Origin of the sequence: Synechococcus sp. M16.1, assembly GCF_014279895.1 — a bacterium.
Lineage (GTDB): Bacteria > Cyanobacteriota > Cyanobacteriia > PCC-6307 > Cyanobiaceae > Parasynechococcus.
On record NZ_CP047954.1, the window covers coordinates 1,182,288 to 1,205,426 of the forward strand.

A 23,139-nucleotide genomic window follows, 5' to 3' on the forward strand; every position below is an offset into this window, starting at 1 on the left:
AGGGCCAGACCACGCAATCGCCATGGCAACGGCAGAACAGAAAAAGACCATCACCAAGAAGCGCCTGCAGGAGCTGCGCAACCAGTGCCGTGACCACTACAACGTGGTGGCCGATGGTGTTCTGCCCGATGGTGCCGATGTGCGCGTCACCATGGGCAAGCTCCAGGAGCTGATCGAACTGCTGGATGGCAAAGCCAAGTGGGATGACAGCGAAGCCTCCTGAGCCGTTCCAGAACATGCGGGACGATCTTGATTACCGCGAGCCGTGGGACCAAGACGGTTCCAAGCAAACGTCATCAGATCAGGGTCGTTCCGCCAGGGACTTTCACTTTCGGGAAGCAGGCGTTCAGCGCTTCAACGACACCTACGACTGGGACGACGACGAGCGCTGATCCACTGATCCAATCATCCACACATCAACTGATCAGAGTCGCCGCAGCACCCCCTGCCCAGGTGCAAGAAGAAAGGCGAGCACGAATTGCGCGGTTTGCGCCAGCACGATGCAACCGGCGGTGGAGCTGTCGGTCCAGTAGCTGATGAACACCCCCAGCACACTGGAGAGCACGCTGCTGGTGACGGCTAGCAGCGTCATCCGGTCGAACCGATCGGTGAGCAGATAGGCCGTGGCCCCGGGGGTGACGAGCATCGACACCACCAGGATGATTCCCACGGTCTGCAGACCGGCAACGGCGGCCAGGGAGAGGAGTCCCAACAGCATGTAGTGCAGGAGTCCGGTGTTGATCCCGATCGATCGGGCGTGGGTGGGATCGAAGCAGAAGAGCATCAGGTCCCGCCGGAACAGCAGCAGCAGTACCAGAACCAGCACCGAAATCACCAGGGTCTGCTGCACATCCCCCGCTGAGATCCCCAGCACATTGCCAAACAGGATGTGGGTGAGATCGATGTTGCTGCGCGTCTTGGAGACGAGCACGAGCCCCAGAGCGAAGAAACCGGTGAAGACAAGCCCGATGACGGTGTCTTCCTTCACCCTCGACTTCTGCTTCACAAAGCCGATGGCGGCAACGGAACCCACACCGAAGACGAACGCCCCCAGGGAGAAGGGCAGGCCCAGGGCATAGGCAACCACCACGCCAGGCAGGACCGCATGGGAGACGGCATCACCCATCAACGCCCATCCCTTCAGGGTCATGAAGCAGGACAACAGCCCGCAAACACCCCCAACCAGGGCACTGATCATCAACGCCTTCACCATGAAGGCGTGACTGAGGGGTTCCAGCAAAAGCTCCATCGGATCAGTATGGGCGCGCTGCAGTCGGTTCGATGCCTCGCGCCTCCACCCAGAACGCTCGTCCCGCACTGCGCCGGCTGCCCACCCGTCCCAGCCGGATGGTTCAGGCCGTGGTCAGCCGCCTGCTTCCGCTGCTCTTCCGCAGTCAGGGCCTTGAGCTGAGCCACCGTGATGCAGCAGAAGCCCTGGCCGAGGCCTTTGCAGCCCAGCACTCGGGGGCCTGCAATCTGCTGATCGCCTTTCGGCACCCCAGCACCCGAGATCCGGTGGTGATGGCGGATCTGTTCTGGAACGGCATTCCCCAGGCAGCACGGCGACTCAAGCTGCAGCTGCCACGACCCATCCAGCTGCGCTTTCTCTACGACCGCGGCATTCCGATCTGGGCTGGCCCGGTGATCGGCTGGCTGTTGCAACGCAGTGGCGGCATCGCCATCCACCGCGGCCGCTTGGATCGCCCAGCGCTGGCCCAGGCCCGCGGGGCTCTGGCCCAGGGGCGCTACCCGCTGGTGGTGGCACCGGAAGGAGCCACCAACAACCTCTCCGGCGAGATGGCGCCCTTGGAGCCGGGAGTGGCCCAGCTGGCGTTCTGGGCAGCGGAGGATCTGGAGAAAGCCAACGACGAGCGGCCGCTGGTGGTGTTGCCCATTGGCATTCACTACAGCTGGAGGCACCCCAACTGGATCGCCCTCGAAGCGCGACTGGCTTGTCTCGAACGCCATCTCGGCATCTCCTCCCCCGACGCCGACTCGGGCAATTCAGAGACCAGCAGTCGCGACCGGCTGATCCAGATCGGCATGAATCTGCTCAAAGCCCTTGAGCAGCTCGAACGGCTGAAGCCCGATCCAGCTCAGACCTTCAGCGAACGGATTGATGCCTACCGCCGGCATGGCCTGGCCAAAGCCGAAACCCATTTCGGCCTGCGTGCCGTCGGCAATCTTCAGGAGCGCTGCCGCCGGATCGAGCAGGCCGCCTGGGATCGGATCTACCGGGAGGGTGTTGATCAGCTTCCGCCACTGGAGCGGAGCCTGGCGGACTGGGAGGCACGGGAAGCCGACCTCCAACTCACCCGCATGCGACTGGTGGAGCATTTCACCAGCGTGAGTGGTCATTACATCAGTGATCGACCCGACTTTGACCGCTTTGCCGAGATGTTGCTGCTGGTGGAGGAAGCGATCGGCTGGATCGAAGACAAGCCCTGGAAGGGTCAGCCCAGCCTCGGCCCACAACGGGTGGAGGTGCAACTCGGACGAGCCTTGCCCGTGCGGCCTCGCCTGAATCAGTACCGCAGCAACCGTAGCGAGGCGATGCAAGTGTTCATGCAAGACCTGGAGCAGGCTCTCGTTGCCCTGATGCCCGACGCCTCTCGGACCATGACGACGGACGCGGGAGAGCTCTGATTTAGAACGTCTCCTCCGGGGAGCTGTTGCCCGTCAGCAGATCGGGCGGCACGCCACCGAAAGTCATGGCGAGGTTCTCGGGGGTGAACACTTCTGAGGTTTCCCCGTAGGCGAGCACGGTCTTATTGATCAGAACCACCAGATCGCAAAAATCACGAACGTGGCCCAGGTCGTGGGTGGAGATCAGGATCGTGCGGCCCTCGTCGCGGAACTGAAGAAACAGCTGGGCCATCAGCTGCTCAGTGCGCACATCAACCCCATTAAAGGGCTCATCCAGCAGCAGCACATCAGCGCGCTGGGCGATGGCTCGAGCCAGGAACGTGCGCTTGCGCTGACCACCGGAGAGAGTCCCAAGGGGACGATCGGCCAGCTCCAGCAGATCAACCCGCGTCAAGGCGTCCCGCACAGCCACACGATCCGAGCTGCGGGGAATCCGCAACGCATTCATCGCGCCGTAGCGGCCCATCATCACCACATCCCACACCGACACGGGGAACTGGGCATCCACCCCTTCGCTCTGGGGCACATAGGCAACCGCTTGATGACGCTGCGCTTCGGCAACGCTGCTGCCGTTGATCCGGATTCTGCCGCGCGAAGGGCGAACAAACCCAGTGAGAGCCTTGAAGAACGTCGATTTACCGGCACCGTTCATGCCCACCAAACCGCAGATGCAACCGGCTGGCAGGTGCAGGCTGGCGTCGTACAGGGCAACGGTGCCGTTGTAGTCCACACAGAGCTGGTCGGCCTGAATGCGCATCAGCGGTTGCTCTTGGACAGGTCCAGGCCCTTGCGGATCAGACCCACATTGTGCCGCTGCAATTCCAACAGGGTGGGGGCAGGCCCGTCCGGAGGCGAGAGGGAATCCACGTAAAAGGTTCCACCGAATCGCGCCCCTGCCGCCGCTGCCACCTCCCGTTGGGCTTTATCGCTCACGGTGCTTTCACAAAAAATGGCTGGCACCTCGCGCTCTCGCACCGTGTCGATCAACCGTGCCATGCGTTTGGGTGTGATCTCGCTTTCGGCATTCACCGGCCAGAGGTAGGCCTCCTCGAGTCCGTAATCCGCTGCCAGATAAGAGAAGGCTCCCTCGCAACTCACCAACAGCCGTTGCTGAGCCGGCAGCGCGGCAATCGCCGTGCGCAGCTCCTGATCGAGGGCCTGGAGCTTAGCTTTGTAGGCCGACGCGTTAGCGGCAAAGTCCTCGGTACCGGCTGGATCGAGTTGGCTGAAGGCCCGCTCCAGATGGTCCACGTAGCCCATCGTGCGCTGGGGGGACATCCAGGCATGGGGATTGGGCTTGCCTGAATAGGCGTCCTCTGTGATCAGCAGAGGCTTCATCCCTTCCGAAAGGGTGATGGTGGGCACATCCCCCGCTGCAGCCGTGAAACGCCGGGCCCACAACTCCAGCCCCAACCCGTTCTCAACAATCAGATCCGCCTTGCTGGCGCGCTCGATGTCACTGGGGGTGGGTTGGTACCCGTGAATCTCGGCACCGGGCTTGACGATCGAAGCCACCTGCAACCGATCACCCGCCACATTGCGGGCCAGATCGGCCAAAACCGTGAAGGTGGTGAGCACCTGGGGGCGTGAATCCGCGCTGACGTCCTGCTCTCGGCTGCGGCAAGAGGACAGCAACACACCCATCACAACCAGCAGCGCTGCTGCCGAACGGTTCCAGTTCAACCGGGGCAAAGCGTGCTGACTCGTCCTGATCGAGGATCGCATCAATGGGTCCTAAAACAATCTCGGCAATGGCAGGGAAAGGCTGCAACGAAGCGATGCAATCACCGAAGCGCCAAGATCACCTCACCCACTGAACACCCGTGCGCAGGTCTGAGCGGGTGGAGGTGATTCTGCAGCGCCTCCACGAGCAGTACCCGGAAACACCGATCCCCCTGGATCACAGTGATCCGTTCACCCTGCTGATCGCTGTTCTGTTGAGTGCCCAGTGCACCGACAAGAAGGTGAATGAGGTGACGCCGGCGCTGTTTGCCGCTGGGCCAACACCCGCCGCCATGGCAGAACTCGAGGAGGAGCAGATCCTGGCGTTCATCCGGCAGCTCGGGCTGGCCAAAACCAAGGCCAGAAACGTGCGCCGCCTTGCCCAGATTCTGGTGACGTCCTACGACGGCGACGTTCCCCAGAGCTTTGAGGAACTCGAAGCCTTACCCGGCGTGGGCCACAAGACAGCCAGCGTGGTGATGGCCCAGGCCTTCGGCGTGCCCGCCTTCCCCGTCGACACCCACATCCACCGGCTGGCCCAACGCTGGGGATTGAGCGACGGCAGCAGTGTGGCGCGCACGGAACAGGACCTCAAGCGCCTCTTCCCCAAGGAGCACTGGAACCGACTGCACCTGCAGATCATTTTCTGGGGCCGTGAATTCTGCACAGCACGGAGCTGCGACGGAACCGTCTGCCCCATGTGCCGTGAGCTCTATCCGAAACGCCGCCGTCCTGTGATCACCCGCAAGCCCTGATCAAGACAGCAGCTCTTCAGCGTTGGCCTTGATCACGCAATCAGCGGTGGGATAGCTCACACAAAGGAGGGCAAACCCCTGGCCGATCTGATCATCATCGAGAAAGCTCTGATCGGTCTGATCCACCGAACCACTCACCAAACGGCCGGCGCAGGTGGAACAGGCCCCGGCCCGGCAGGAATAGGGCAGATCAACTCCGGCCTCCTCGGCTGCATCGAGGATGTATGTGTCATCAGGACACGAAAAGCTGGCACCACCCTCGATGCTGATGTTGAAAGAGGCCATGACGCGGAAGATCCTGAACGGTTGGTAGCTGGATCAGCCCATCGGCGCCAAAGCAGCTGGATCCGCACCCTGCTCCCATGAATGTTTGGGGGAGGCGCAGGCGAGGGAACCTGCGCTCGTTCAACTCCCCGAAGCGTTGGCAGTGATGCTCGCGCCTCCGGAATCATCCCGTGAATGAGAACAGCTCTTACTAGGCAGTAATGCTTAAAAACGTACGGATCGATACCCGCCAAAGCGCCATCGTCTTGGACACTGCATCACGAAAGCAGTGGTGCTTTCCATGCGTCACGGAGGGGGTGGGCTGAGGGGCCTGCTCCTTTTTTTTGGCCTGGGCCTGAACCAGAAGACCACTTGACCAGCCAAACCCACCATTGCTAGTACTGATGTACTTGCAGCATGGTCATGGGAGAGGGCTGGCTGATTGACAGCGACGACCGCTGGATCTGGCGATTCCATCGCGATCAGAAAGGATGGATCCATGAGCCGAAGGTCTTCATCGACAGAGGCCGGCGCCTGCCTAAAGGCCCTCCCCTGCTGAAGGAACGCCGACACCTGCGAAAGGCCGAAGCAGAACAACTCTGGGCGTCCTTGCAGACCCAGGGCTGGAAGCGCCTTGCATCTCCGGCCTGGGGCGACGCGGTTGAACTTTGAGACAGGTCGCTGGGGCCAACTGCAAGGCTGTCCATCAGCAATCCCAGCGCACGCGTCGGATTGGCATGTTGGTCTTGTGAGGAAAAACGCCTCACAGGGTGGAAACAAGGACACACTCCTGCGAGCCGTTTTGGAACCCCTGCCTTTGGCGGGGGTTTCTTTTTGCCTGCCAGGGAGCCCATGGAATCGGTCATCAACGAAATCGAGTTCAACTTCGAGCAGACCGTCAGCATTCGAACTGACGTGAAGCTGAGCAAGGACGACGTGAAGCAGATCGTCTCAGAAGCTCCCGCAGAAACCCTGGAGGAGATCGTTTACCAAAGCCTGGTGACCGATGAGCTGTATCTGAGGGCGAGGGCCAAGGAGATCGCCGCCAAACTCAAACAAGACGATCTTGAAGTGAACAGAATCGAGTACTGGGACGACGAAGGAAACAAGGTCTGAACCTGTCGCCCCTGGGCAGGCACTGTCTGACGCCTCTTACGAACGGGAGAACACTGCTGGCGAAACAAGACCTGCTTGAGCCATGGTGCAAGAAGGTGCCTTTGAAGGCTGTTGCGCACTCAACATCAACTTCGCCAGCAGGTGCTGGCTCAGTCCCCGGCCGGCAAGCCCCGATCCTTGATGGATTTCCGCTGGGCGCTATCAGAACCTTCAGGCCCTAACCCTGCGTCAGCCAAGCAAAGAGCAGCGGTTGTTTCGACGCAACAAGCTGCACCGGATCGATGGATGGCGAAAATCTCGCGCCTTTTGTCTCGCTCTAAAAAGCAGACCCGCTGATCAAATCAGCCAGGGCAAACCATCAAAACCATCAATCAATCAGTCTCCAGACGCACAGGCCTACGCAGAAACAAGCCACTGAGACTGATCAAGGCTTAAGCAGCTATCCAATTCTGCTGAGAATCGGCTCCAGATCGAAGTTGTAGCCCCGAACAACAAGATCTGCGCGACGCTTCAAAGGGTGAATGAAGCGACGCTCACCCGGGAGCATTTCGCGCAGCATCTGGCGAATCACATAGGAAGCCGGCCTCTGCCTGTCGCGAACATCACGCCAGAGACGCTTGATCAACCTCTGAAGTAGTGGGGTTTCGACGTACACAACCAGCGAGATGGGCACAGCCTCCAACAGATGCTGTGGCCCGTAGGAGCCTTCCACCAGAACCAGGTCATAGGGCTGCTGCAACAACCTGGAGCTCACCCTGCGGCTGCGCATGTCGTAGCTGCGCAGCGCGTTCAACTGGCGGTAGCGAACAGCGCTGAGCTGCAACCTCAGCTGATCCGCGTCAATGGCATCCACCGTGTCGAAGCCGTAGCGCGAGCTGGGCGACCAACCACAGCGGTAGTAGTCATCGCAGGCGATCAACAGGGGATGACGCCCCCTGGCACGCAGCTGCTCGGCCAGACGGGCGGCCAGGGTGGTCTTGCCGGCCGCAGACGGCCCGCAGATGCACACCAGAGGAACTGCCCCAGACAAGCGCTGTCTTCATCCAGAACCATGCTGACAGCGCCGTCCCAAAAGAAGCAGAAAAACAGTAGCCGTTGATACAGATTAGGGCTAGGGTGTGGTCACGTTGGGCCTCATCAACAGGCCGCAGTCAGATCCACGCCAGGCAACGGGGGCGTGGGCACCGCGCAAGAGAGAGATGAACACCCTTCAACTGATCAAGGCACGGACTGTGCGCAATCAGGCCATCGAAACGGCCAGAACACAGATGGCACGGGCCTACCGCCACCAGGGCCACACCGACCGGGTGCACACCCCGGTGGGGAGCAAAACCAAGGTGCTGCGCTATCGCGGCGTCGCCTACGAACAAATCGACCCACAACAGCACCCAAGCGGCGGACGGGAACTGCGTTATCGCGGCGTCAGCTACGACGTGTACTGAAGCCAGCGTTCCATCCATGATTGAAGCGGGGACACCCCCCGCTTCAATCATGGCCATTGAGGGTGACAAAGCAAGGGTGACAAAGCAGCAGTGGCGGACGGTGGTGATCTCCATAGCGGCCATGGCCTTCAGCGCCACAGCAGGCCTGGAGCCTCCGCTGCGCAACCTGATCTCGTTCGGCCAGGGCGGGGGCGAGTTTCAGCGCCAAGCAGCTCTGCAGCAGCGTGCTGATGGCTGGAATGGATCCAGACCAGGTGCTCAAGGAAGACCTGGCCGCCGGCCAGGGGATGATCCACACCCTGATCAAACCAAACGCTGGACGCGTTGAGGCCAGCGCCCTATTCGGACTGATTCGTGCTGAAGCGATTCAGAACGGCGAACGGGGCTGCACCTGGCAGATCGATGGGCATCCAAAACCTCGGCTGCCCAAGCCAAACCAGCCTGACTCCGCGACGCCCCATCTCATTGGCTCTGCCTGGCCCCTGATCGCCACAGCCGCCGCAGATCGATGAGCAGGCACTGAAGGACGCTCTCGATCGCGCCTTTGAGGAGAACGAGCCGCTCACACCCAAACGCACCCGCGCCGTTGTGCTGGTGCAGAACGGCTGGGTGATCGCCGAGCGCTACGCCCAAGGCATCCAGCCCGACATGCCACTGATTGGCTGGTCGATGAGCAAAAGCATCACCCATGCCCTGATCGGACGGGCCATCCAGGAAGGACTTCTGGATCCAGGCAAGCCACCGAAGGTGCGCGAATGAAGTGATCCGCAGGATCCACGCCAAAGGATCAGCCTGGATCAACTGCTGCGCATGAACAGCGGGCTGGCTTTCGAGGAATCGACGGGGACTCTGAACTCGGACCTGGTGCAGATGCTGACCCAGGAAGCCGACATGGCCGGGTTCGCCGCCAGCCAACCCCTCAGCAAAAAACCGGGAAAAAAGTGGAGCTATTCATCCGGAACCACCAACATCCTCAGCCGGATCCTCAGACACGCCATCGATGACGATCAGCGCTACTGGAGCTTTCCCAAGCAGGCATTGTTCGGGCCTCTCGGGATGACGACTGCTGTTCTCGAAAACGACAACAGTGGAACCTTGGTGGGCTCATCCCTGGCGTGGGCCAGCGGCCGCGATTGGGCCCGGTTTGGCCAGTTGTACCTGGATCAGGGCCGCTGGGATGGCAAGCAACTTCTGCCCGCAACCTGGGTTCGACAGGCACGGACGGCGTCGCGGAGATCAAAACAGGCCTATGGCGCGCAATGGTGGCTCAGCCGCCGCAAATCAAGGCCGGATTTGCCCAATGACAGCTATTCAGCTGAGGGCTATCAGGGACAACTTCTTCTGGTGGCTCCATCACAGCGCGCGGTGATCGTGCGACTGGGACAGACACCCAAAAAGCCGGGATTTGATGCCAATGCTTTCGGGGCTGATGTTCTCTCAGCCCTTCGATAAGGCGAACGGCAGGGCTCAGTTCTTGTCGCCGCCCTTGGGAACGAACGCCTGGGATGCCGCAACGAGAAGTCCGGTGATCAGCAGGGCCGGAAGAATGACAGTCGGACCGCCTGGAGCTGTCTGGGAGGCGAACAACAGCATGATCTGGCAATAAAAACCACTAATCACCCTGGCAGAACAGGGGGCAAACAGCGATCCCTGCAAATGTTTGTCGCAGAGACCAAGGCTCAGCAGATCACGACGGGAAAGAGAAAAAGCTCGCCCTGCACGGCATCACAGGCTCGAACAGCAGCGGTGGGCCTGGCACGAGGTTTCGCCACCGCCGAGGCTGCTGCCGGAAACGCCTTGCGGGGTCGGATCAAGGAATGCCGCATCCACTCGTCAGCGCGGAAGGTGGCGTAAGGAGAACTCGCAGCCATGGGTTTCGGAGCAGTACATCTGTTTTAGTGCACATGTACTACAGCGTCAACCCAGGCGCTCTCCGCAACAATCACGGGTACCACTGCTCATCCGCAGGTGACGCAACAGGACGACGCCATCGGCAGCCGCTTGAACCGGATCGAAGCTCGGCTGGCCAGGATTGAAGAGCTTCTGCTCAACGCAGGAGTCGGCGAAGGTCAGAACCCATCAGCAACGCAGGAACAGTGCTACGAGGCATGGATCCACTATCTGAACAACACCCCTGAGGCCGTCGAAGCTCACCTCACCGCCCACGAGATGGCCGCCCTAAAAGCCTCCATCAACGCCCAAGTTCCAAGCGATTCGTAGAGTTATACACAGCTTTTCCACAGGGCCAAAACAGCTGATCCTGGCGAGCACAGTGGTTTTGGCCATCGGCGTGGAAAACAAGCTTCAGATGCTCGGCAGTCCCCGGCACATCCTGCCGCTCAATGTGAAGAATGCTGTGCTGGCAATTGATTTCAAGCAATAAATGCATCAGTGATTTCGAACACGCCTCAAGTAGCAACGAGGCGCTCCCTGCTGTGAACGAAGCAAGCAATCCTCAGGAAAAGCTTCAGGGCACCGATCCGCCAGAGGAGTCGGTTGAAAAACTGTGGAAAAACAAAAGATTCTGTTGTGACCACTGCAGACAGCCGGGAGACGTGCACTTCCGGGTGATGACCGCCCGACTCGCAGACTGGATCCTGGTGTGTGAAACCTGCTGGCCGAACTTCCGCGAACAAGCTGGTTATCGCTATGGAGGAACCCGCAAGGCCAACCGCCGCAAGCGAAAACGGCGTTAGCTGGAGGAAGGCTCAGATCAGTTCACATTGGTGGCGGATCACCGTGCCGCGGCGTTCCCAAAATTCCGGCGCTGATTGATCAACGACCCGCCACCACCAACGACCATCGGTGTAACTGGGGGCACCTGCATTGTTGGTGCGCGGTAGTTGCAACTCCACATCGCGCCAGCGCAGCAGCACTCCGTCACCCGGCAGGGTTCCCTCCAACGTGTTGGGAATGCCTTCGGCCAACCCGGTGAGATCAACGGCTCCCCGCGTGATCTCAACACTGAGCCGATCCCCATCGCAGATCCAATCGGCCCATGAAGGCTGGGGAGCCAGCAGCAGGCAGAGCATCAACAGCGCCAGGCCCAGGCCCTTCGCGACAGAATTCAGCAATGCTGTTGACCCTCATCTACGACGGCGGATGCCCATTCTGTCGAGAGTTCGCCCTCCGCAGTGAGCTCCAGGCGGGTGTTCCCAACCTGCGCATTGTTGACGGCCGCGCCGATCACACGATCCGTCGCGAGCTCAATGCCCTCGGCCTGCCTCTGCGCAATGGCGCCGTTCTTGTCGAAGGGGAGCAGACGTGGCATGGAAGCGAAGCCATTGCGGAACTCAGCCGGCGCATGAACCCCAGCGATCCCCTGCTCGGACTGCTGGCCAAGCTGTTCAGTGACAACCAACGTTCAGCACTGGCTTATCCAGCCCTGTTGGCAGCCCGGCGCCTGGCCCTCGCCACCCGCGGGCTGAGCGTTGACCCGGATCAGGCTCGATCACGCTGACGCAATGAGCCAAAACACGGGTGGTCGCAACCGATACCCCTGCACTACGGTCGAAGCAAGCCTAAAGATTCTCTTAAGCATCGATCCTGATCCCTTTGTTCCTGACGCGCTGAGCCATCAGCAACTCAACGCCTTGCTGAAAGCGGCGATGGACACATCCGCCGTTCCGGAAGGGCGACTCAGCGATGACGAATTGCTCCGCGCAGCACTGAGTGCATGGGCCGACCAAACCCAGGAGTTGCTGCGCTGGATTGAAGGACAGGGCGATGCAGTGAGCGACACGCGATCGCCCAAGCAGGTGATGGCGCTGGGAAGTTTTCGCACCCATCTGGTGATGGGCCTCAAGGCCCTTCGTTATTCCGAAGGCTGAGCCCGCTGCTCTTCCCGACGGGCATCACAACACTCCTCGAGAACGGAAAGAAACTGTTCCGGCTCCGGTTGATCGTCGAGATCGAAGCGGGTGGCTGTGGTCACCGTGAAGTTGATCCAGGTTTCCACTTCAGGGCCGCCGGATGCCATCACAAGGTCGTAACAGGCCTGAAAATCTGAATCCGGTGCAAGATCACGCGCCGCATTGATGACGTCATACAGCTGATCCATGCCCTCGGCTTGGGCTTCAGCAAAGACGGCACGAATGCGATCCAGCATCAGCAGGCACGCTCAAGCTCAACAACAGAAAGCTCTGCTGTGACGTTAGAGGCTTCGTCTGCAAGCTCAAGAAGTTCTGCGTTGAGCTCCAGCAACATCAAGGCCAAGGAGGACGCAAATTCGATGCAGAACGATTCGTCTTTCACAGCGCCGCCGCGTTGAATGCGATTGGTCTAATCAACGCAGCAAGTTGAACGTGGATTCCGCAATCCTGTTTTACAACAACAACGAAAAATGAGAAATCGATGCGCAATCTGTATCGAAAAATCAAATCCGCCGCGAACGTTGAACAGCTTCGCTAGGCGGGGTTGGCCCCTCAGGCCGCAACAGGTTCCAGCATGGAGCTGACGCTGGGCTGAAATCCGATTTCGCGCAGCCGAGCGTTGCTGACACGGGCATTGAAGATGCGTGCACCGGGGCGATCGTGGTTGTCCCAGATCACAGGGGGCAATCCGAAGTCATCACACAAGGCGTTGGAAAGCTGACGCCGGGTGAACTGGAGATCATCCACAAGGTTGTAGATGCCTTGGAGGCGCCGGCCGAAGGCGAAATCAACACCGCGAATGATGTCGTGAAGATGAACCCAGGCATTGATGTGATTGCCGTTCTTGCGAACCGGCTGCCCAGCAGCACTGCGGATGTACGACGGGATGTCCTTGCCAGGACCGTAAATACCACCCAGCCGCAACACAGAGGCCTGGGTTGAAGCGTCGTTCAAGGAAAGAACAGACGCCTCAGCGCTGGCCAGAAGAGCGTTGGCGTTGTTGGAACAATCCGGAGGCGTCAGCTCATTGCAGATCGCGCCGGCCTGATCGCCATACACCCCTGCACTGCTCAGGTAGGTGACATGCAGCGGTCGACGTCCCTGGCGCTGACGCAGCGCCTCAACAAGGGCCGGCACCGCCTGGCCATAAACCTTCTCGTACTGATTTTCTTCAAAGGTGGCGGTGGTGGGCGCCATCGCAATCAGAACCCCATCGAGCCGATCCAGGAAACTGGCATCCGCCATCGAATCGCCAGCGCTGTAGAGGCGGGGGTGGTCGACCAGATCGCAGAGCTCAGCCAACCGCCCGGGGCTGGTGGTGGTGCCGACAACCTCATGGCCCTGGCGCCTGAAATGGGTGGCGACAGCGGATCCCACATATCCACAACCCACAATCCCGTAACTGCCCGCCATACCCGGTCAAACACCTTTTACAGAATTTAACGAACGAGCTTTAGGCCTGCCGTGACAATGGAGACATGATCTCGATGATCCTCAACCTGCTCTGGGTTGTTCTCGGCGGACTTCCCATGGCTCTGGCCTGGTGGCTGGCCGCGTTGATCTGCGCCATCACCATCGTTGGCCTGCCATGGGCACGGTCGTGCTGGGTGGTCGGTTGTTTCTCGCTCTGGCCCTTCGGCTCCGAAGCCGTGAGCCGTCGTCAGCTGAGAGGACGAGGTGATCTGGGAACGGGCCCCCTGGGGGCGCTCGGCAATGTGATCTGGTTCCTTGTGGCCGGCTGGTGGCTGGCTCTTGGTCACCTCAGCAGTGCCCTGGCCTGCTTTGTGACGATCATCGGCATTCCCTTCAGCATTCAGCACATCAAACTGGCTTTGATTGCTCTGGCCCCCGTCGGCATGACGGTGGTGAAATCTCGCAACTGATCTCAGCAGAGCTGATCAGAACAGCACCTGATCAGAACAGCAACTGAATCAGCCAGACCATCGCCAAACCAAGCACGCCGGCCAACAGCAATCCGCCCACCAGAAAGGTGATGGCGGCGGCCAGCCCGATCCTGGCCATGGTGTCTGGATAGAGAAGAAACAGGGTCAGCCACAGGGCCACAGGCCACAACGGCGGAATCAACAAGCAGACCCCGGTGAGGATCATCAGCTTGCGATCACGCTGTTGCTTGGCCTCCACCAGAAGGGCTTCGGCATCAGCTTCACGATCTAGCGCAGCCTGCTCATCGTCACTGAGCCAACGGCCACGAGCCTTGGCACGATCGAGCTCGTCCTCGAGCCGTTCAGCGGGGTTGCCCTTGCTCATCGGCTCACCATAAGAAGCAAGGGATCAACCCAAAAACAAAGACCGACCATCACAATCGATCTGATATAGGTAATTTTATCTAGGTATTTACCCGCCGCAATAATTTCATTGCCCAAAAAAGAAAAACGGCATAGTGTCGCTCTGCGAATTGAGAAAGACGTGCTGAATACAAACCTGGAGTCACCGAATCCTTCCCAAGCTTGCGTCACTGAATCACAAGTGAATGCCTATTTTGAATGCCTAACCCTCTGCAATCTCGATGATGGCAGCTGTTACGAGCAATGCATTCTCGTGCATCTAAAAAACGAGGTTGATGCATGAAAAGCCTGAGCCATCAAACACAAATGGGCTTGGCATCCATTGCCTCAACCGTTGCTGTTGCGCTTCTCGTGATCGGTTTTATGGGCATGGCCCAGCACATCAATGCCAGCCCGCTCTGAAGCAGCTGCTCACTTCTGACGTTTGAAGGTGTAGCAACCACCGTGGTAGCCCGTGAAGGGTTGGGCGTAGGTCACCAATTCCCACCCCTGCTCTCCCAATTCATTCATCAAGCCCACCAGGGTGACGTCTCGCTGCGGATGACTTCTGGAGATCAGCTGGCGATCATCCAGCCAGAGCTCCTCGATTTCCCCGGTCCACGACTTCCCCCGGGGCACGAAGCGCAACTGGGTGTACTCCCAACGCATCACCAAGCATCAGCTGAACGACGCACCATCTTCACCGCAGACGGCACCAACCGGGGGCGAGAATTAAAGAACCCGCTGTTCTGTGATGCGTCGCTTGCTCGCCCAGCTCGTTCTGCTCATCAGCCTGCTCACGCTCACACCGGGCTGGTGCGGAGCCCTGGAGGTGACCATGCAACGCATTGATTCCAACGGCATTGGCGAATCGATCGGCAGCGTCACCGCGCAAGACACCGACCAAGGCCTCGTGATTTATCCCGATCTGGCCGGGCTGAGCCCTGGGGAACACGGCTTCCATCTCCACAGCACGGGAAGCTGTGACGTGGGCGAAACCGCCGAGGGCACTCCTGTTGCCGGCTTGGCCGCCGGAGGTCACTGGGACCCGGACGAAACGGGGCAACACCTCGGCCCCTTCGGAAACGGTCACCGGGGCGATCTCAGCAGGCTGGTGGTGGATGACGACGGCAAGACCAACACCAGCGTGGTGGCGCCACGGCTCAGCACCGCTGACCTGAAGGGGAAAGCCCTGATTGTTCACGCAGGCGGCGACACCTACAGGGACGAGCCCCCCCTGGGTGGAGGTGGAGCACGGGTTGCCTGTGGTGTGGTGCCGGACGAGCGCTGACTCAGCCGTTCACCAGGCGGGCATGTAGGCGACAGACCCTGATGGCCTGAGCGGGTGGCTCCTGACAGAGGGCACCGAGTTCCCTGTTCAGCTGTTGGAACAGGGACAGATCCGCTCCGGGAATTGAGGGAAACACCAGGAACAAACCTGAGGCGATCAAACCGATCACAACATCGCTCCAACTCTTAAGAAAACCCTAAGCCCGCATCGATTCGGGGTCGTGTTCGTCCCTGCAGACCACGGCCATCAGCGCCTCGATGTGCAACATCAGGCCAGCGCGCCAGGCAGCATCTTCGTCACAGGCCTCGATGGTGTCCACCACGATCGAGCCCCCACGCTCAATGATCAGGTCATAGGCGGGTGGCATCGGAGCGTTGCAGTGCCTCCCCATTCAGCAGGCAAAGCGCGTCTGGCACATCCCCCAGTTGAGAGAGTTCAACGGCAGGAGAACATGATCAAACGCTTGAGCTCTCACAACGTTGTTCAAATCTCCCCTGTTTCGGCGCGTCGGGATCTACCTCGTGCTCAGCACCGCAGCTGTCACCGTCGTCAATCAGCTCGAGATTGAGCAACAGAGTGCCTATCAGATCTACATCCCGATGTTCATTGGGATCTACATCGTTTCGCGTTGGCTCGACAGCCGGTTCAACAAGGCCTCATCACAGCAGGCCTCTCAACAGCCACAGCCCAACGCAACGCAGAACAAAACCTCACCATCCACAACCGACCGCGGTTTTGGACAGTGAGGTGAAGCGAAGCTGTTGTGAAGCTCAGCGGCGGGGTTCGGCCTTGCGAACGGAGATGGCACGGCCCATCCACTCAACGTTCTGCAAGTCGTCGATCGCCGACTGCTCATCGGCTTCGTTGCTGAGATCCACAAATGCGAAACCACGCTTGCGGCCCGTCTCCCGGTCGAGGGGCAAGGAGCATTTGCTCACCTCGCCGTACTGACTGAACAGATGCGTGAGATCCTCCCGCTCAGCGTCCCAGGAGAGATTTCCAATGAAGATCGTCAAAAAAAGAAATTGATCAAGACTTCTTACCTTCGCACACAGCGGCCAAATGCCGAGCCCTCAGAAAGGAGGGCTCATCAATGGGATCAAGGACTACCAAACAATTCCGTTCAAACCTGAATTCGATAGAAAGCCTTTGCTTCGAGCCCAACGAAGCCGCAACGGAACCAGGCTTGATTCAGTTGAGGCATGGAAATGGGTGGACTCAGCGGTACCAAAGCGGACGATTTCATCAACGCAGCCAAAGCCCGCGGCGAAGCTGCCCTGCAAGACAAACAACCCAAATTGACCAAGCTGGAAAAAGCATTCCGGCATGCGGCAATCCGGCGGCGGGCTGAAGATGCCCGCAAAAAGGGACACCACGCCTAATTCAAAGCCCTGCCTTTCCAGGTCCAACCGCGTCCCGTGCGGGTGCGCCAGATCGAGACGGGGCCAATCGCACCCACCAGCAACCCGCCGGCTCCCATCAGCCACCAGTAACTAAGGGGCACATCAAAGTTGCTGCGCGTCCACAGCCGCAGCAGCAGCTGTTGAAGGATGGACAAGCTCGCTAGGGCCAACACCCACCACCAAGCCGAAGCCAGCAGGGGTTGGAGCCAGAGCAGCAGCAGCGATGCCGGCAGCAACAGCCAGGGCACGGTGAACATCAACACCACCACCAAAGCGGCGCCAAGGGCTTTGACGGGGTCCCGGTCCAAGCCCAGAAACCAGTTCTTGGTCCAGCCCTCCCAAAGCGCCGCGAGGTCGCTGTACATCCGCAGATCAACCGCATCAAGCCCCAGGAGATAACGCAGCCGATGGCCTCCTCCCTTGATGGCGCGAGCGAGGGCCAGATCTTCCACCACCTCACCAGCCAGGGCCCGGTGACCACCAATCTGCGCATAGGTGGAGGCCTTGAACAACATGAACGGCCCCGCCGCAAATGCCACCGGCGATGCCGGGTCGTTGGTTTCGAGGATGGGAAAGCCGAGGCCCAGAAGGCTGGCCATGATCGGCTGCACCATCCATTCCGCCAGGCATCCGCAACTCAACCGCGGCGCCAGGCTCAGCAGATCGGCCTGCTCATCAAGGGCCTGAGCCAGGGACCGTTTGAGGGCATCGGGCTTGAGCCGAACATCGGCATCGATGAACAACAGCCAATCGCTGGAGACCTGGTCAACGGCCCTGCTGCAGGCCCAGTTCTTGCCCACCCAGCGTTCGTTGACGGGCCTGGGTCCGGCCTGGATCAGCCGGAAGTGGGGCGCTGCAGAGCCAGCCCGGAGGGCGTTGTCCACCGTTGCATCGCTGGACTCGTCATCCACCACCAGCACCGACCAGTTCCGGCAGGGGGGCTGATTGGCCAGCACGCTGGCGACACAGGCCTCGATGTTGTGGGCCTCGTTGAAGGCGGGGATCACCACGGTCAGCGACGTGTCCGGAGCAGCAACGTCCTGGCCAGGCTTCAAGCGCGGTGCCACTGAAAACACCCGTTGCAGCCCCAGCTGAAGGATCAGCAATCCCGCTGCAGCTGAACCAGCCGCAGCAAGAAACAGCAGGGGCTCAAGCAGGGCAAGCGTCAAGGCCGGGCCATGGTGTGGTGGGCAGCCGTCTTAGCTGACGGATGCTGCAGCTTCCACCATCGGCCACATCGCAGCAAATTCGGCATCGGACACCACGGCAGTGACCTCGAACTGAATGCCGAAGTCCTTGATCCAGGGCCCGAGATGCGCCCACACCTTGCCGATGTCACTGGCCACGGCAATGGCGACACCACTACCGCTGATCGGTTCGCAGACGCGGTATTTGAGAGCAAATCCATCGAAGGCATCTCCCGGTGCTCCCGAGTTGATGTAGTCAGCAAAGCCAGGGCATGACTCCCACGCCCCCTCAACGGTCGGGAACGTCCAAACGATCAAGTAGTGCTGCACGGTGAAGGGAGGCATCCACTTGCTGCCTAGCCACGAACGACCGTTCAGGCTGGATTGCAACTGAATTCAGTAGTCATTCCGCAGACGCCTCAGGCGGTGCTGGCACGGGGCTACAGCTGAATTAAGACCCAGCTCAACCATGACTCTCCACGTCGCCAATGAGATGGATGAAGTGGAAGTGGCCGTCTGGTGGGACCTGTCACGCATCGTTCGGCACTTCGAACGCCAGGGGCTGGAGCGCCGGGCGGTGAAAGCTGCCGTGATGAATGCAGCGCTGCGCCTGATGAAAGACGAAGGCGAGGGACCCTCAACGTTGTGATTGCTGCATCAACACCACTTCCTCCGGGGAACTCACCCGTCCGAGAGCAGCATTGCGATGGGGATAGCGGCCAAAGCGCTGCAGCTGGAGGCGATGGCGGCGGGCCACATCGGCGGTGGCAGCGTCCGCGAAGTGCTCCAGCAAAGGGATGGCCTGGGCCACCACGCTGATGTTTTCGCTGTGCAAAAGAGGCATCAGCCAGAACTGCCGCCGCGGTCGTTGCGATTCCGCTGCGATCCATCCCCGCTCCAGCGCTGCCAGGCTCAGCTTCAGAGCCTGAGGATCTCCGGCAAAAGCCTTGGCTTCACCACGCCAGATCTGACGGGTGAATTGATCCAGCAGCAGCACAAGGGCCAGACCGCTGCTGGGCCCACAGATCCAGTGGTCCAGCTCTCCAGCGAGGGCGCCCTCAACGGCCTCGCCGAATCGCTCTCGCACCAGGGCATCGAAGCTGTCGCGGCGACGAAACCACTGCCAGGGACGGCACTGCTGAAACCAGAACTCCAGAACGTCGTCGGCGCTCAAGACGAACAGCTGTAGTGGGACACCCCACCGGCGCTGAAGAACTCTCGCGGTTTCAAGCGGTCATAGCGGGCCGCCATGTCGGCGGAAGGGGTGTCGTAAGGCGTGCTGAACAGCTGCTGCAGTTCAGCCATCAAGGAGGTGTCGCCTTCGGCGGCCTGCTGGTAGGCCGGAGCGATCAACCATTCGCGCCAGGTGATCGCCGGGTTGACCCGCCGCATGCCAGTGGAGATCACCGACGGATCAACGCCGCTGGGCCACTGGGCACGCCAGCGAAGCAACCAGTCGTTCCACTGGGATTCGAGCGGGGCCGAAAGGGGCAGATAGAAACAGTCCCGCAGCGGATCGATCTGCTCGGGAAGATCCGACAAGCGGCGGAAGAACATCGCGTAATCGGCGCTGGACTCCACCATGAGCTTCAACAGTTCTTGCACCAGCGCGTCGTCGGCACTGGGCAGGCCGAGTTTGCTGCTCCACATCCGTTGCATGGCCTCCTGCATGGCAGCGGGGAACTCCTCCAGCAACTGATCCAGTTGGGCCTGAACCTCCGCCTGGCCCTCCATCAGCGTGCGCAGGGATTTCCAGAACATGCGGTAGTTGGCCTCCGCGGCCACCGGCTGGTTGAAGAAGCAGAAGTGGGCGCCGCCCCCGGTCCAGGGCTGAAAGCGCGGATCGAACAGCTCGCAGAAGCCAAACGGGCCGTAGTCGAGGGTGAAGCCACCGGCGGCGCAGTTGTCGCTGTTGAAGTTGCCCTGGCAATAGCCCACACGGATCCAGTTGGCAACGAGGGTCGTGAGCCGATCACAGAACAAGCGCGCCAACAGCACAACCTGGTCGCTGAACGGCAGGCCAGGGTCGATCTCCTGGCGGTAATTGCGTTCGATCAAGTGCACCACGATCTGGTGCAATTCCTGATGCGCCCGGGGATGGGCCTCACTGCGGGCACGGCGAGCGAACAACTCCAGCTGACCCACCCGCAGAAACGATGGTGCCACCCGGGTGCTGATGGCCGCCGGGTTGTCGACCATCACGTCCGGATCCATCGAGCGTGAATTCTCGGAATACCAGGGGCGACACACCCTCTCGGCATGGGAGACGTAGAGCGTCAACGAACGGGAGGTGGGCACACCGAGGGCATGCATGAAGTCCTGCGCCAGAAACTCACGGACGCTGGAGCGGAGCACGGCGCGACCATCGGCGCCACGGCAGTAGGGGGTGGGACCACCACCTTTGAGCTGCATCTCCCAGCGGCGCCCTTCAAACAACCCCTCAAACACCGACATGGCTCGACCATCGCCGTAGCCATTGCCATTTCCAAAGGGGCACTGCTGGGTGTACTCGGTGCCGTAGATCGAAAGGGCGTAGCCGGTGGCCCAGCCCCAGGGCCGCATCGGACCGGTGGCCACACCGAGATCACCGGAAAACATGCGGCGGAACTGATCGTCCTGGGCGAGGTCATCGCTGAGACCTAGCTCCCTGAAAAAGCTGCGGCTGTGCGCCAGGTATTGGGGTTCGGGGATCGGGGTGGGCATCACCGGCACGTAGTGGCCGGAGAGCACCTGGCGAGGACGGTGGTCCTCCCCATCCGCTGTGGACTCCGGGTCAGGCGTGAGGGCTTCAAGAAGGGAGTAGTCGGCCCGTTCGGCGAACTCAGCAAACGTGGCGGTGCTCATCGGACCCTGACGCTGAACCCATCATCGCCAGAGCTGCGGCCGGGTGTTTTGACCGATGGCCAATGCCGAGCCGAGGCCTTACACCGAGGGAAGCATCCAAGGACAACCGTGGGCAAAGCCAGGAAACTTCGCTCCGACAACCGGCAGGAGGAGCTGATCACCAGCCTGATCGGCCTCACCGCCATTTTTGTGGCCACGGCCATCTGGTGGAGCGTGGCTCCCCAGTGGCTCACCAGCAGCTGGCAGACCTTTCAGTAGTCGGGTACTGGTCGACCTAGTAGTCGGGCATGGACGACTCAGCCCGCAGCTTGCACCAGGGCTCCAGCAGGGTGGGGCGACCGCAATGGGGGCAATCCTGCCCCCGCTTCTCCACCTGCACGAAGGGGATCCAACGGGAGTTGGCCTGCCCCTCATAGCCGCAATGCTTGCAGTGAATCCGGTATTCAGCCATGGCTCAGAGGGCGGGCTTTTCCTGACGTTGCACGGCCTCATGGGCCTGGCGCAGGCCATGCACCATGAAGCAATAGGCCGGATTGCACACCAGGTACTTGCCGTCGCCGATGGCGTCGATGGTGGACCCGCGCGAGGTGGCAAAAATTCGACTTTTGAACTCCATCTCATCTCCAGTGCTGACCTCACTGTTGTGGGGACGTGGAGGAGCGGCAACCCGTGTAAACGCGCATTGTGCGCAGGGCTGACTCAGTCGACGGGTTCGCAGTGATCGCCATCGCACTGCAACCCGCATTGAGGTTGCTTGGTGCCGTACTGCCAGGGACGACGCATGGCCCAGTACTCATCCACCAAACCGAGCAGGTAGGTGCCGATGCGCCGGAGCAGGGAAGCCTGTTTCATGCCTTCAAGCTGGCAACGGCTCCGCAAGCCTGCAACCGAACGCGACCAAATCAATGTGGCGAAACACAGCCGAGGTGGGTTAGGCCCGATGCAGTGCTCTCGGCCCATGACCACCACGCAACATTCGAACCAGCTGCTGGAAGAGCTGGTGGCCGAAGAGATCGGCTTTCAGATCGATCAGATCGCTGAAGACCTGCAGCGGGAAGGCTGGCCGATAGCCATGGTGAAGCGCTTTATGCATGTGGCTGTGGAGCGCCTGCCGGAATGATGCGACAGGCCGACTAGGTGCAACGACTCATCTGCACAGAGCTGTTGCGCTTTTAACAACAGGGATCGCAACCATTCGTTGAGAGTTGGCTAACGCTTGCGCCATTCCCGATGAATGTCGTCACTGCTTTTGCGGCCGTTGGCCTGACCGCGGTGTCGTGGGACGACACCCTCAGCCGGGCTGGGGCCAGGGCATTCCGGCATGCCCTGGACTACCGCGAGCCCTACTGCCGGATGAGTGAAAACGACGTGGTGCTGCTGATGGATGCAGTGCTGGCCATGCGCCTGGAGAAGGGCACCAAGGCGCTGATGCTGGAAGCAGCCAAGGCGCTCACGGCCGATCAAGCGCTCACGGCCTACGCCATGGCCTCAGAACTGATGCGCTCGGATGGGCCCTATTCCGCCGAAGAGCGGCGACGACTGGATCTGCTGGCCTTGATGCTCTCGATCTCGCAGGTGGAGGCTGAGCGCATCGATTCGGTTTTTGAGTTGCTGCACGCCCCCCTGGAGCCAGCCCTTCTGGTCAATGGCGCGCCTTAGGCCGCACGCTTGTCATCACCGAACCAGATGCCCCGGCGGCTGTCGGGCAGACGGACCACGGCGCGCTCATAGCGCTGGCGGCAGCTGCGGGCACGGAGATGCTCTTCTGCCTCTTGAAGCAGCTGTTGCAGCCTGACGTCGTCCATGGCGTTGCCTAGATGCCCACCCATTCAGGCCACGATCCGAGCGGCGTCAATAGGCCACGTTCAACTCGTCAGATCCGTAGCGGAGCAGGAAATCCGCTTCGGATTGATCGGAGAGCAGCAGACAGGTGTGGTCGTTGGCGCCGCTTCGGTAGCAGTAGACGTCGAGCTCTTCGGGGTTGCGGTTGGAGTGGATCACCTCCCCCGTCCGAAGCACGTAGCGCGTTGCCATCACCTTCCACCCACGGATTCCTTCGCGATAGCGCTGATCCAGCCCCAGCGATCAGCTCTGTGCTGAGCTGCGCACCGGAGGTGATTCGGCATTGAAATCAACTCACCCTCATTCGTTGTCGACGCGGATGAAAAAGCGACTCTCCACGTCCATCTCGCCCTGATCGTCGGTCGCCGGATCGCCCTCCACCAGCTCCACAGCGAAATCCTTGTCATCCAGTTCGTGCACAACGCTCTGACCGTGCACCAGGTTGTGGACGAGCAGGAGTCGTTTCATGG

Annotated in this window: 48 protein-coding genes; 22 read left to right on the forward strand and 26 right to left on the reverse strand. The window is 60.5% G+C overall.

Features of this window, described 5'->3' with window-relative positions; all coding sequences use genetic code 11:
• Positions 1-22: 22 nt before the first annotated feature.
• Together SynM161_RS06725 and SynM161_RS06730 are read left to right on the forward strand one after the other, a co-directional pair.
• A complete protein-coding gene (locus SynM161_RS06725) occupies positions 23-223 on the forward strand; it encodes a hypothetical protein (RefSeq protein ID WP_006851769.1) in 201 nt (66 codons plus the stop codon).
• Positions 224-236: 13 nt separating this feature from the next.
• Positions 237-392, forward strand: coding sequence for a hypothetical protein (locus SynM161_RS06730; protein ID WP_186540433.1), 156 nt, complete (start codon positions 237-239; stop codon positions 390-392).
• A 32-nt stretch (positions 393-424) separates the two neighbouring features.
• Here the strand turns inward: SynM161_RS06730 and SynM161_RS06735 are convergent, their stop codons facing one another.
• On the reverse strand, positions 425-1,249 hold the full coding sequence (locus SynM161_RS06735; RefSeq protein WP_011364450.1) for a metal ABC transporter permease: 825 nt from the start codon (positions 1,247-1,249) through the stop codon (positions 425-427).
• A 32-nt stretch (positions 1,250-1,281) separates the two neighbouring features.
• Between SynM161_RS06735 and SynM161_RS06740 the strand changes: the two genes are divergently transcribed.
• Positions 1,282-2,646, forward strand: coding sequence for a 1-acyl-sn-glycerol-3-phosphate acyltransferase (locus tag SynM161_RS06740; protein WP_186540435.1), 1,365 nt, complete (start codon positions 1,282-1,284; stop codon positions 2,644-2,646).
• Between the two features lies 1 nt (position 2,647).
• Here the strand turns inward: SynM161_RS06740 and SynM161_RS06745 are convergent, their stop codons facing one another.
• Together SynM161_RS06745 and SynM161_RS06750 are read right to left on the reverse strand one after the other, a co-directional pair.
• Positions 2,648-3,403, reverse strand: a complete 756-nt coding sequence (locus SynM161_RS06745; RefSeq protein ID WP_114989297.1) for a metal ABC transporter ATP-binding protein — start codon at positions 3,401-3,403, stop codon at positions 2,648-2,650.
• Positions 3,403-4,290 carry a metal ABC transporter substrate-binding protein gene (locus tag SynM161_RS06750; protein ID WP_186542576.1) on the reverse strand — a complete coding sequence of 296 codons (888 nt, stop codon included), beginning with the start codon at positions 4,288-4,290 and terminating at the stop codon, positions 3,403-3,405. The genes SynM161_RS06745 and SynM161_RS06750 overlap by 1 nt, the downstream gene beginning before the upstream one ends.
• 179 nt (positions 4,291-4,469) lie before the next feature.
• On the opposite strand from SynM161_RS06750, the gene nth reads away from it, so the two are divergent.
• The gene (gene nth, locus SynM161_RS06755) at positions 4,470-5,123 is read left to right on the forward strand and encodes an endonuclease III (RefSeq protein WP_186540437.1); all 654 of its coding nucleotides are present in this window, start codon (positions 4,470-4,472) and stop codon (positions 5,121-5,123) included.
• On the opposite strand, the gene SynM161_RS06760 is transcribed toward nth, so the two are convergent.
• The gene (locus tag SynM161_RS06760) at positions 5,124-5,408 is read right to left on the reverse strand and encodes a 2Fe-2S iron-sulfur cluster-binding protein (protein WP_006849985.1); all 285 of its coding nucleotides are present in this window, start codon (positions 5,406-5,408) and stop codon (positions 5,124-5,126) included.
• A gap of 402 nt (positions 5,409-5,810) precedes the next feature.
• Here SynM161_RS06760 and SynM161_RS06765 point away from each other — a divergent pair, with 402 nt between their 5' ends.
• Positions 5,811-6,059, forward strand: a complete 249-nt coding sequence (locus tag SynM161_RS06765; RefSeq protein WP_186540439.1) for a DUF1651 domain-containing protein — start codon at positions 5,811-5,813, stop codon at positions 6,057-6,059.
• A gap of 180 nt (positions 6,060-6,239) precedes the next feature.
• Positions 6,240-6,503: a hypothetical protein gene (locus SynM161_RS06770; protein WP_114989377.1), complete on the forward strand. Its 264-nt coding sequence runs from the start codon at positions 6,240-6,242 to the stop codon at positions 6,501-6,503.
• 439 nt (positions 6,504-6,942) lie between these two features.
• Here the strand turns inward: SynM161_RS06770 and SynM161_RS06775 are convergent, their stop codons facing one another.
• Positions 6,943-7,533, reverse strand: coding sequence for a nucleoside kinase (locus SynM161_RS06775; RefSeq protein WP_115161939.1), 591 nt, complete (start codon positions 7,531-7,533; stop codon positions 6,943-6,945).
• 169 nt (positions 7,534-7,702) lie between these two features.
• Between SynM161_RS06775 and SynM161_RS06780 the strand changes: the two genes are divergently transcribed.
• A complete protein-coding gene (locus SynM161_RS06780) occupies positions 7,703-7,945 on the forward strand; it encodes a hypothetical protein (protein WP_170950614.1) in 243 nt (80 codons plus the stop codon).
• Positions 7,946-7,988: 43 nt separating this feature from the next.
• Here the strand turns inward: SynM161_RS06780 and SynM161_RS06785 are convergent, their stop codons facing one another.
• Positions 7,989-8,153, reverse strand: a complete 165-nt coding sequence (locus SynM161_RS06785; RefSeq protein WP_186540441.1) for a hypothetical protein — start codon at positions 8,151-8,153, stop codon at positions 7,989-7,991.
• A gap of 22 nt (positions 8,154-8,175) precedes the next feature.
• Between SynM161_RS06785 and SynM161_RS12060 the strand changes: the two genes are divergently transcribed.
• The 3 genes from SynM161_RS12060 to SynM161_RS12070 all read left to right on the forward strand — a co-directional run bounded on the left by SynM161_RS12060 (position 8,176) and on the right by SynM161_RS12070 (position 9,397).
• Positions 8,176-8,457 (forward strand): hypothetical protein, encoded by a 282-nt coding sequence (locus SynM161_RS12060; protein ID WP_255441725.1) that lies wholly within the window; start codon positions 8,176-8,178, stop codon positions 8,455-8,457.
• Between the two features lie 82 nt (positions 8,458-8,539).
• Complete coding sequence (locus SynM161_RS12065; RefSeq protein ID WP_255441726.1) at positions 8,540-8,704, forward strand: hypothetical protein; 165 nt, start codon at positions 8,540-8,542, stop codon at positions 8,702-8,704.
• 51 nt (positions 8,705-8,755) lie between these two features.
• On the forward strand, positions 8,756-9,397 hold the full coding sequence (locus tag SynM161_RS12070) for a serine hydrolase (protein ID WP_255441727.1): 642 nt from the start codon (positions 8,756-8,758) through the stop codon (positions 9,395-9,397).
• A gap of 227 nt (positions 9,398-9,624) precedes the next feature.
• Here SynM161_RS12070 and SynM161_RS06795 read toward each other — a convergent pair whose 3' ends face one another.
• Positions 9,625-9,816, reverse strand: coding sequence for a hypothetical protein (locus SynM161_RS06795; protein ID WP_115082393.1), 192 nt, complete (start codon positions 9,814-9,816; stop codon positions 9,625-9,627).
• Positions 9,817-9,913: 97 nt separating this feature from the next.
• Here SynM161_RS06795 and SynM161_RS06800 point away from each other — a divergent pair, with 97 nt between their 5' ends.
• On the forward strand, positions 9,914-10,165 hold the full coding sequence (locus SynM161_RS06800; protein WP_186540443.1) for a hypothetical protein: 252 nt from the start codon (positions 9,914-9,916) through the stop codon (positions 10,163-10,165).
• A gap of 146 nt (positions 10,166-10,311) precedes the next feature.
• On the forward strand, positions 10,312-10,641 hold the full coding sequence (locus tag SynM161_RS06805; protein WP_186542693.1) for a hypothetical protein: 330 nt from the start codon (positions 10,312-10,314) through the stop codon (positions 10,639-10,641).
• A gap of 12 nt (positions 10,642-10,653) precedes the next feature.
• Here SynM161_RS06805 and SynM161_RS06810 read toward each other — a convergent pair whose 3' ends face one another.
• Positions 10,654-11,019 (reverse strand): hypothetical protein, encoded by a 366-nt coding sequence (locus SynM161_RS06810; RefSeq protein WP_255441728.1) that lies wholly within the window; start codon positions 11,017-11,019, stop codon positions 10,654-10,656.
• On the opposite strand from SynM161_RS06810, the gene SynM161_RS06815 reads away from it, so the two are divergent.
• Together SynM161_RS06815 and SynM161_RS12075 are read left to right on the forward strand one after the other, a co-directional pair.
• Entirely contained in the window at positions 11,019-11,405 is a 387-nt protein-coding gene (locus SynM161_RS06815) for a DCC1-like thiol-disulfide oxidoreductase family protein (protein WP_186540445.1), read from the forward strand. The genes SynM161_RS06810 and SynM161_RS06815 overlap by 1 nt on opposite strands.
• Positions 11,406-11,409: 4 nt before the next feature.
• The gene (locus SynM161_RS12075; protein WP_255441729.1) at positions 11,410-11,775 is read left to right on the forward strand and encodes a hypothetical protein; all 366 of its coding nucleotides are present in this window, start codon (positions 11,410-11,412) and stop codon (positions 11,773-11,775) included.
• On the opposite strand, the gene SynM161_RS06825 is transcribed toward SynM161_RS12075, so the two are convergent.
• From SynM161_RS06825 to SynM161_RS06835, 3 genes are all read right to left on the reverse strand, one after another.
• Positions 11,760-12,053, reverse strand: coding sequence for a hypothetical protein (locus tag SynM161_RS06825; RefSeq protein WP_114989309.1), 294 nt, complete (start codon positions 12,051-12,053; stop codon positions 11,760-11,762). The genes SynM161_RS12075 and SynM161_RS06825 overlap by 16 nt on opposite strands.
• Positions 12,053-12,199, reverse strand: a complete 147-nt coding sequence (locus SynM161_RS06830; protein ID WP_170951019.1) for a hypothetical protein — start codon at positions 12,197-12,199, stop codon at positions 12,053-12,055. Before SynM161_RS06830 ends, SynM161_RS06825 begins: the two co-directional genes overlap by 1 nt.
• A gap of 170 nt (positions 12,200-12,369) precedes the next feature.
• On the reverse strand, positions 12,370-13,230 hold the full coding sequence (locus SynM161_RS06835) for an SDR family oxidoreductase (RefSeq protein ID WP_186540447.1): 861 nt from the start codon (positions 13,228-13,230) through the stop codon (positions 12,370-12,372).
• 65 nt (positions 13,231-13,295) lie between these two features.
• On the opposite strand from SynM161_RS06835, the gene SynM161_RS06840 reads away from it, so the two are divergent.
• Complete coding sequence (locus SynM161_RS06840; protein WP_186540449.1) at positions 13,296-13,700, forward strand: YccF domain-containing protein; 405 nt, start codon at positions 13,296-13,298, stop codon at positions 13,698-13,700.
• Between the two features lie 31 nt (positions 13,701-13,731).
• Here the strand turns inward: SynM161_RS06840 and SynM161_RS06845 are convergent, their stop codons facing one another.
• Both SynM161_RS06845 and SynM161_RS06850 read right to left on the reverse strand, forming a co-directional pair.
• The gene (locus SynM161_RS06845; protein ID WP_186540451.1) at positions 13,732-14,085 is read right to left on the reverse strand and encodes a hypothetical protein; all 354 of its coding nucleotides are present in this window, start codon (positions 14,083-14,085) and stop codon (positions 13,732-13,734) included.
• Between the two features lie 449 nt (positions 14,086-14,534).
• Positions 14,535-14,771, reverse strand: a complete 237-nt coding sequence (locus SynM161_RS06850; RefSeq protein WP_006851383.1) for a hypothetical protein — start codon at positions 14,769-14,771, stop codon at positions 14,535-14,537.
• An 85-nt stretch (positions 14,772-14,856) separates the two neighbouring features.
• Between SynM161_RS06850 and sodC the strand changes: the two genes are divergently transcribed.
• Positions 14,857-15,393, forward strand: a complete 537-nt coding sequence (gene sodC, locus SynM161_RS06855) for a superoxide dismutase family protein (RefSeq protein WP_186540453.1) — start codon at positions 14,857-14,859, stop codon at positions 15,391-15,393.
• A gap of 1 nt (position 15,394) precedes the next feature.
• Here the strand turns inward: sodC and SynM161_RS12080 are convergent, their stop codons facing one another.
• Positions 15,395-15,529 carry a hypothetical protein gene (locus SynM161_RS12080; protein ID WP_255441730.1) on the reverse strand — a complete coding sequence of 45 codons (135 nt, stop codon included), beginning with the start codon at positions 15,527-15,529 and terminating at the stop codon, positions 15,395-15,397.
• A gap of 60 nt (positions 15,530-15,589) precedes the next feature.
• A complete protein-coding gene (locus SynM161_RS06860; protein WP_186540455.1) occupies positions 15,590-15,760 on the reverse strand; it encodes a hypothetical protein in 171 nt (56 codons plus the stop codon).
• 112 nt (positions 15,761-15,872) lie between these two features.
• On the opposite strand from SynM161_RS06860, the gene SynM161_RS06865 reads away from it, so the two are divergent.
• The gene (locus SynM161_RS06865) at positions 15,873-16,139 is read left to right on the forward strand and encodes a hypothetical protein (protein ID WP_186540457.1); all 267 of its coding nucleotides are present in this window, start codon (positions 15,873-15,875) and stop codon (positions 16,137-16,139) included.
• A gap of 24 nt (positions 16,140-16,163) precedes the next feature.
• Here SynM161_RS06865 and SynM161_RS06870 read toward each other — a convergent pair whose 3' ends face one another.
• Entirely contained in the window at positions 16,164-16,409 is a 246-nt protein-coding gene (locus tag SynM161_RS06870) for an RNA-binding protein (RefSeq protein WP_186540459.1), read from the reverse strand.
• A 192-nt stretch (positions 16,410-16,601) separates the two neighbouring features.
• Here SynM161_RS06870 and SynM161_RS06875 point away from each other — a divergent pair, with 192 nt between their 5' ends.
• Positions 16,602-16,775 (forward strand): hypothetical protein, encoded by a 174-nt coding sequence (locus SynM161_RS06875; protein ID WP_186540461.1) that lies wholly within the window; start codon positions 16,602-16,604, stop codon positions 16,773-16,775.
• Here the strand turns inward: SynM161_RS06875 and SynM161_RS06880 are convergent.
• Positions 16,772-17,965 carry a glycosyltransferase family 2 protein gene (locus tag SynM161_RS06880; protein WP_186540463.1) on the reverse strand — a complete coding sequence of 398 codons (1,194 nt, stop codon included), beginning with the start codon at positions 17,963-17,965 and terminating at the stop codon, positions 16,772-16,774. The genes SynM161_RS06875 and SynM161_RS06880 overlap by 4 nt on opposite strands.
• Before the next feature lie 30 nt (positions 17,966-17,995).
• Positions 17,996-18,313, reverse strand: a complete 318-nt coding sequence (locus SynM161_RS06885) for a DUF3303 domain-containing protein (protein ID WP_025362236.1) — start codon at positions 18,311-18,313, stop codon at positions 17,996-17,998.
• A gap of 139 nt (positions 18,314-18,452) precedes the next feature.
• On the opposite strand from SynM161_RS06885, the gene SynM161_RS06890 reads away from it, so the two are divergent.
• Entirely contained in the window at positions 18,453-18,632 is a 180-nt protein-coding gene (locus SynM161_RS06890) for a hypothetical protein (RefSeq protein WP_186497653.1), read from the forward strand.
• Here SynM161_RS06890 and SynM161_RS06895 read toward each other — a convergent pair.
• Together SynM161_RS06895 and SynM161_RS06900 are read right to left on the reverse strand one after the other, a co-directional pair.
• Complete coding sequence (locus SynM161_RS06895; protein WP_186540465.1) at positions 18,621-19,157, reverse strand: DUF924 family protein; 537 nt, start codon at positions 19,155-19,157, stop codon at positions 18,621-18,623. The genes SynM161_RS06890 and SynM161_RS06895 overlap by 12 nt on opposite strands.
• Positions 19,154-20,827, reverse strand: a complete 1,674-nt coding sequence (locus SynM161_RS06900; protein ID WP_186540466.1) for a protein adenylyltransferase SelO family protein — start codon at positions 20,825-20,827, stop codon at positions 19,154-19,156. The genes SynM161_RS06895 and SynM161_RS06900 overlap by 4 nt, the downstream gene beginning before the upstream one ends.
• A 108-nt stretch (positions 20,828-20,935) precedes the next feature.
• On the opposite strand from SynM161_RS06900, the gene SynM161_RS06905 reads away from it, so the two are divergent.
• Positions 20,936-21,085: a hypothetical protein gene (locus SynM161_RS06905; RefSeq protein ID WP_170950618.1), complete on the forward strand. Its 150-nt coding sequence runs from the start codon at positions 20,936-20,938 to the stop codon at positions 21,083-21,085.
• Positions 21,086-21,101: 16 nt separating this feature from the next.
• On the opposite strand, the gene SynM161_RS06910 is transcribed toward SynM161_RS06905, so the two are convergent.
• From SynM161_RS06910 to SynM161_RS06920, 3 genes are all read right to left on the reverse strand, one after another.
• On the reverse strand, positions 21,102-21,278 hold the full coding sequence (locus SynM161_RS06910; RefSeq protein ID WP_186540468.1) for a hypothetical protein: 177 nt from the start codon (positions 21,276-21,278) through the stop codon (positions 21,102-21,104).
• Between the two features lie 3 nt (positions 21,279-21,281).
• On the reverse strand, positions 21,282-21,443 hold the full coding sequence (locus tag SynM161_RS06915; protein ID WP_170950619.1) for a hypothetical protein: 162 nt from the start codon (positions 21,441-21,443) through the stop codon (positions 21,282-21,284).
• An 83-nt stretch (positions 21,444-21,526) separates the two neighbouring features.
• On the reverse strand, positions 21,527-21,679 hold the full coding sequence (locus SynM161_RS06920; RefSeq protein WP_170951563.1) for a hypothetical protein: 153 nt from the start codon (positions 21,677-21,679) through the stop codon (positions 21,527-21,529).
• Positions 21,680-21,785: 106 nt separating this feature from the next.
• Between SynM161_RS06920 and SynM161_RS06925 the strand changes: the two genes are divergently transcribed.
• Complete coding sequence (locus tag SynM161_RS06925) at positions 21,786-21,947, forward strand: hypothetical protein (protein WP_170950620.1); 162 nt, start codon at positions 21,786-21,788, stop codon at positions 21,945-21,947.
• A gap of 110 nt (positions 21,948-22,057) precedes the next feature.
• Positions 22,058-22,486 carry a tellurite resistance TerB family protein gene (locus SynM161_RS06930; protein WP_115082409.1) on the forward strand — a complete coding sequence of 143 codons (429 nt, stop codon included), beginning with the start codon at positions 22,058-22,060 and terminating at the stop codon, positions 22,484-22,486.
• On the opposite strand, the gene SynM161_RS06935 is transcribed toward SynM161_RS06930, so the two are convergent.
• The 3 genes from SynM161_RS06935 to SynM161_RS06945 all read right to left on the reverse strand — a co-directional run bounded on the left by SynM161_RS06935 (position 22,483) and on the right by SynM161_RS06945 (position 23,137).
• Complete coding sequence (locus SynM161_RS06935; protein ID WP_170950621.1) at positions 22,483-22,632, reverse strand: hypothetical protein; 150 nt, start codon at positions 22,630-22,632, stop codon at positions 22,483-22,485. The genes SynM161_RS06930 and SynM161_RS06935 overlap by 4 nt on opposite strands.
• 46 nt (positions 22,633-22,678) lie before the next feature.
• Entirely contained in the window at positions 22,679-22,861 is a 183-nt protein-coding gene (locus SynM161_RS06940; RefSeq protein ID WP_170950622.1) for a hypothetical protein, read from the reverse strand.
• Between the two features lie 108 nt (positions 22,862-22,969).
• Entirely contained in the window at positions 22,970-23,137 is a 168-nt protein-coding gene (locus SynM161_RS06945; protein ID WP_186540470.1) for a hypothetical protein, read from the reverse strand.
• Between the last annotated feature and the right edge of the window lie 2 nt (positions 23,138-23,139).